Annotated in this window: 4 protein-coding genes and 1 riboswitch; of the genes, 2 read left to right on the top strand and 2 right to left on the bottom strand. The window is 67.0% G+C overall.

Features of this window, described 5'->3' with window-relative positions; all coding sequences use genetic code 11:
* Positions 1-135: 135 nt before the first annotated feature.
* The gene (locus ACE3UY_RS05445) at positions 136-1,416 is read right to left on the bottom strand and encodes a methionine adenosyltransferase (protein WP_374686536.1); all 1,281 of its coding nucleotides are present in this window, start codon (positions 1,414-1,416) and stop codon (positions 136-138) included.
* Between the two features lie 104 nt (positions 1,417-1,520).
* Positions 1,521-1,619, bottom strand: a riboswitch (SAM riboswitch).
* A 207-nt stretch (positions 1,620-1,826) separates the two neighbouring features.
* Positions 1,827-2,618, bottom strand: coding sequence for an enoyl-ACP reductase (locus ACE3UY_RS05450; protein ID WP_374686537.1), 792 nt, complete (start codon positions 2,616-2,618; stop codon positions 1,827-1,829).
* A gap of 233 nt (positions 2,619-2,851) precedes the next feature.
* Between ACE3UY_RS05450 and ACE3UY_RS05455 the strand changes: the two genes are divergently transcribed.
* Both ACE3UY_RS05455 and ACE3UY_RS05460 read left to right on the top strand, forming a co-directional pair.
* Positions 2,852-4,432 carry a hypothetical protein gene (locus tag ACE3UY_RS05455; protein WP_374686538.1) on the top strand — a complete coding sequence of 527 codons (1,581 nt, stop codon included), beginning with the start codon at positions 2,852-2,854 and terminating at the stop codon, positions 4,430-4,432.
* Between the two features lie 106 nt (positions 4,433-4,538).
* On the top strand, positions 4,539-5,309 hold a 771-nt coding region (locus ACE3UY_RS05460; RefSeq protein WP_374686539.1), incomplete at its 3' end, for a response regulator.

A 5,309-nucleotide genomic window follows, 5' to 3' on the forward strand; every position in this document is an offset into this window, starting at 1 on the left:
CCTACTTACGTCAAGCGGGCCGGCGCGCGACAAAGCCTCACCAACCTGCTGGTGAGTGAGGCTTTGTCGCGCTATTTAAGTTTCAATCCGGCGCAGGTGCGACCCACTTCAGAAAGTGGGTCGCACCGAATCAAATTAGGCCAACACCGGCTCTAGCGCCGCCGCGGCCTGGCGCAGCGCCTCGGCCCGGTCAGTATTCTCCCACGGCGCGTCGATGTCGTCGCGGCCGAAGTGGCCATAGGCAGCCGTGGCGCGGTAGATCGGCCGGCGCAGCCTCAGGTCGCGAATGATCGCGCCGGGGCGCAGGTCGAAGTGCTCCTGAATCAGCTCGACCAACTGCTCGCTGGAATAGGGGCTGGTGCCGAACGTCTCGACGTTGACGCTCAGCGGGTGGGCGACGCCGATGGCGTAGGCCACCTGCACCTCGCAGCGCCGCGTCAGCCCGGCGGCGACCAGGTTCTTCGCCACCCAGCGGGCGGCGTAGGCCGCGCTGCGGTCGACCTTCGTCGGGTCTTTGCCGCTGAACGCGCCGCCGCCATGCCGGCCCATGCCGCCGTAGGTATCGACGATGATCTTGCGACCGGTCACGCCCGCGTCGCCCATCGGGCCACCGACCACAAAGCGGCCGGTCGGGTTGACGTAGATGCACAGGTCATTGGGGCCGTACTCCGTCGCCTTCTTGGGGTTGATGATGAGGTTGGGGTGCTCGCCGATCAGCTCCTTGGGCAGCACAGGCAGGATCACGTGCTTGATGATCTCCTGCTGGATCGTCTCGGCGTCTACCTCGGGGGCGTGCTGCGTGCTGACGAGCACGGTATGGACGCGCTTCGGCTCGCCATAGGCGTACTCGATGGTCACCTGGGCCTTGCCGTCGGGGCGCACCCACGGCAGCGTGCCGTCGCGCCGCACCTGAGCCAGCCGCCGCGTCAGGCGATGGGCCAAATAGATGGGCAGGGGCATGAGCGTGTCCGTCTCGTCGCAGGCGAAGCCGAACATCATACCCTGGTCGCCGGCGCCGATGGCGTCCACTTCGGCGTCACTGTCGCCGTTCTGGCGCACTTCGAGGGCCGTATCGACGCCCTGGGCAATGTCGGGGCTTTGGGCGGCGATGGCGGCCTGGACGCCGCAGGTGTTGCCGTCGAAGCCCTTGCTGCTGTCGTCGAAGCCAATGTCGGTGACGACCTGGCGGACGAGCTTGTCGAAATCGACGAAAGCCGTCGTCGTGATCTCGCCCAGGAGCATCACGAAGCCGGTCTTAACCGCCGTCTCGCAAGCGACGCGGGCCGTTGGGTCTTTCGCCAACAGCGCGTCGAGGACGGCGTCGCTGATCTGGTCACACATCTTGTCCGGATGCCCCTCGGTCACGGATTCGGACGTAAAGAGCATACTCGGCGAGGCCATGAAGCTGGTTGTCATCTAATCAAATACCTCCACGGTTTTAGCGCTGGCCGGAGCCACGGGATAACAAAAAACGCCCCTTGAGCAGGTCAAGAGGCGTAGCGTCTAGGTTTCACTTTTACCTCTTATCTTCCAGCTTTCGCTGCCGGAGTTAGCACCTTCCTACCTGGAGGTTGCTGCAGCGTCAACGGGCCGGGTCCCTCGACTGCTCTAGATAAGTGCGATTGCGCTGTATCGTAACGTTCCCAACGCGCAACTATAGTCCGTCCGCGCGATTTGTCAAGAGCATAGCGCGGGCGGCTTACGATACAGATTAAGATAGGGGCTAGGTTCTAGGGGCCAGGTTCCAGGGAAGAAAGAGCCTGGGGCAGGGGTGAGAACTGGGTCAAAGTGCTCTTCCCTAGCCCCTAGCCCCTGGAACCTAGCCCCTATTCCCATTTCTCCGGCGGCTCGGGCATGCCCAAAATGTGATAGCCCGCATCGACGTAGACGATCTCTCCCGTCACGCCGCTGCCCAGGTCGCTGCACAGCCAGAGAGCCGTCTTGGCAACCTCCTCCTGGTCGATGTTGCGGCGCAGCGGGGCGCGCTCGCCCACGTAGCCGAGCATCTTGCGGAAGCCGGCGATGCCCGCCGCGGCCAGCGTCTTGATCGGCCCGGCCGAGATGGCGTTGACGCGGATGTTCTCCGGCCCCAGGTCGGCGGCCAAATAGCGCGTGCTGGCCTCCAGCGCCGCCTTGGCCACGCCCATCACGTTGTAGTGGGGCACGACCTTCTCCGCGCCGTAATACGTCATCGTCAGCATACAGCCGCCGTCCGGCATCAGCGGACGCGCCCGCCGGGCCAGGGCCACGAAGCTGTAGGCGCTGATGTCCAGGGCAATGCGAAAGCCCTCACGGCTGGTGTCGTAGAAACGCCCCTCCAACTCCTCCGAGGGCGCGTAGGCCACCGAATGCACCAGGATGTCGAGCCGGCCGAAGTGGTCGGCCGCCTTGGCGAAGGTGGCGTCAAGCTCGTCGTCGGAGGTCACGTCGCACTTCTCGACGAACGTCGCGCCGATTTCCGCCGCCAGCGGCCGCACGCGCTTCTCCAACTGGGGGATGCCGTAGCTCAGGCCCACCTCGGCCCCCTGCTGGTGGAACGCCTCGGCGATGGCCCAGGCGATGGAGTATTTGTTGGCGACGCCAAAGACCAGCGCCTTCTTTCCGGCAAGTAAATTCATGTGGTTCTCCGTCGAACTTCTGTAGACCTGATGGGTGGGCGGCCAATGGATTCGCTCCTCGCCCTATTACCTTTTGGCCGCCCACCTGTCAGGTCTGGAGCTGCTAACACTGCCATAGATAACCCGCCCTTCGGACAGAAGATGCGTCCAGCGCGCACCCCTGCCCCGGCTCTCCCGCTCAATTCACGCCTTCTCTACACACACCGCCCCAACTCTCTCTTATAATGTCCGGTATGGCCCGACGCACCCTGGCATCCCTCTTCCTCGGCCTTACGGCGTTACTCCTCCTTGTCCTGGTGTTCTCTTTGGCGCGCGACGAGGCGCAGGCCCGCCCGCTGCCCACGCCGCGCGGCCCGGCCGCCGCGCCCAGTCTAGACGTGGCCCCCTTCACGCCGGCCACGGCCGGCGCGCCCGTCGCCGTGCCGCTGGCGTTCAAGAACGGCGGCAAGGCCATCGACACCATCTTCTTCGCCCTGTCCTACGACGCCACCCTGCTGACACTGGACACGGCCGACGGCGATGGGGATGGCCTGATCGACGCCGTCGCGCCCAACCTGCCGGCCGGCTACGAGACCGTGGCCACGCTGCAGGTGGTCAGCGGCGAGGGGCGGCTGCAGATCCTGATCTACAACCAGAATTCGCCCGTCACGGTCATCCCCAACAGCGACATCCTGACCCTGACCTTCGACGTGGCCTGGATTCCCGCGCCGGTGGCGACCGACATCGTCTTCCTGGGCAGCCCCGCCCCCTTCTTCGCCAATATCGACGATCAGACCGTGGACGGCGTCTTTACCGGCGGCGCGGTATCCATCGAGCAGATCCCCACCCTGACGCCGACGGTCTCGGTCACGCCCACTACGTCGCCCACCGCGACCCGAACCCCTACCGCCACGGCGACAAACACCGCGACGTCTACGACAACGGCCACGGCCACCACCACCGCCACGCCCACCGCGACAGTTACCTCGACGTCGACCGTCACCGGCACGCCGCCCAGCGCGACGCCGACCCTGACGCCATCGGCCACGCCCAGTGCGACCCTCACGACGACCCCGACGCGCACGCCGGCCCCCGTCTACCTGCCGGCGCTGCTTCTCGGCGCGTCGCCCACGCCGACGCCGACGATGACGCCGACCGCGACGCCGACGGCAACGGCCACACCGACCGCGACCGCGACGCCCACCGCGACGGCCACGGCCACCGTCACCCCGACGCCCACCGCGACCGCCACCCGACCACCGCAGCCCACGGCCACGCCCACGGCGACGGCCACCCGCCCGCCGCAATGCAGCGACGTAGTCATCAACGGCGGCTTCGAGAGCGACGCCGGCTGGCGGATCAATCAGACGGTGTACCCGGCCGGCTTCGTGACGTTCCCCGTCTTCAGCGGCCAGCGCGCCCTGCGGGCGGGCATCGTCCACCCACCGGACAACGTCTACAGCTACTCCTCGGCCCAGCAGACGGTGTTCATCCCGGCCAGCTCCACGGCCACGCTCACCTTCCGCCTCTTCGCCACAACCACCGGGCGGTCGGCCGGCCGCCTGACGCCGCCGCCCGTCGTGCCCACCTCGCCGCTCGACCGGACGCAGTTGAGCGACGACGTGCAGCTGGTACTGCTCTTCGACAGCGCCGGCCGGCAGCACACCCTGCTCTTCCAGCGGCAGTGGTACAGCGAGTGGACGCTGCACACCTTCGACATGACCCCCTTCCGCGGCCAGGCGGTGACACTCTACTTCGGCGTGTTCAACAACGGCACGGGCGGGGTGACGGGGATGTACGTGGACGAGGTGGCGCTGAAGCGTTGCGCGCCCTAGAAAGCCCAGGTGCGACGCACTTCGGGAAGTGCGTCGCACCTGCCACCTGCCACTTCCCCCCTCCCCCTTTCCCCATGTGATATAATCCTGCCCGACGGGAGAATACATGACCATTCGCATCATAATTGCCGATGACCACAGCGTGGTTCGCCAGGGTTTGCGCATGTTTCTCGGCCTCGATCCCGACCTGGAGGTTGTCGGCGAGGCGGTGAACGGCGCGGAGGCGGTGCAGCGCGTCGAGGCGTTGCAGCCGGACGTGGTGCTGATGGATCTCATCATGCCCGTCATGAGCGGGCTGGAGGCCACGGCCGAGATTCGCCGCCGCGGCCTGCCGGCGCAGGTCATCGTCGTCACCAGCGTCATCGAGGAGGCGGCCGTTACCGCCGTGATCAAGGCCGGGGCCATCGGCTACCTGCTCAAGGACACCGAGGCCGACGAGTTGCGCCGGGCCATCAAGGCCGCCGCCGCCGGCCGCGCCCAACTGTCGCCCCAGATCGCCGCCCGCCTGCTGGCCGAGACCCAGGCCGCCAACGGCGCCGACCCCCTGACCGACCGCGAGAATGAGGTGTTGCGCCTGGCCGCCGCGGGGCTGTCCGATCAGGAGATCGCTCTGCGGCTGCTGGTCTCGGAGCCGGTCGTCCACTCCCACGTGGCCGGCATCGTCGAAAAGCTGCGGCTGGCGAACCAGTCGCAGGCCCTCCTGCTCGACTTCGCCAACCGCGCCGGCGGCTACCGTGATCCGGCGGCGCTGGGTGACTTCCTGGTCAGCGAGATCCCGCGCCTGCTGCGGGCCGACGCCGCCGCGCTGCTTTTCCCGGAAGGGGACGCGCCGGGCCAGCTCGTCTTCCGCGCTGCCTACGAGTGGCCGGGCAATCCC

Source organism: Promineifilum sp. (SeqCode) (assembly GCF_041918635.1).
Lineage (GTDB): Bacteria > Chloroflexota > Anaerolineae > Promineifilales > Promineifilaceae > Promineifilum.

Coding starts and splice junctions, on each gene's coding strand:
- ACE3UY_RS05445 (WP_374686536.1), bottom strand. CDS start 1,416: ATGACAACCAGCTTCATGGCCTCGCCGAGTATGCTCTTTACGTCCGAA.
- ACE3UY_RS05450 (WP_374686537.1), bottom strand. CDS start 2,618: ATGAATTTACTTGCCGGAAAGAAGGCGCTGGTCTTTGGCGTCGCCAAC.
- ACE3UY_RS05455 (WP_374686538.1), top strand. CDS start 2,852: ATGGCCCGACGCACCCTGGCATCCCTCTTCCTCGGCCTTACGGCGTTA.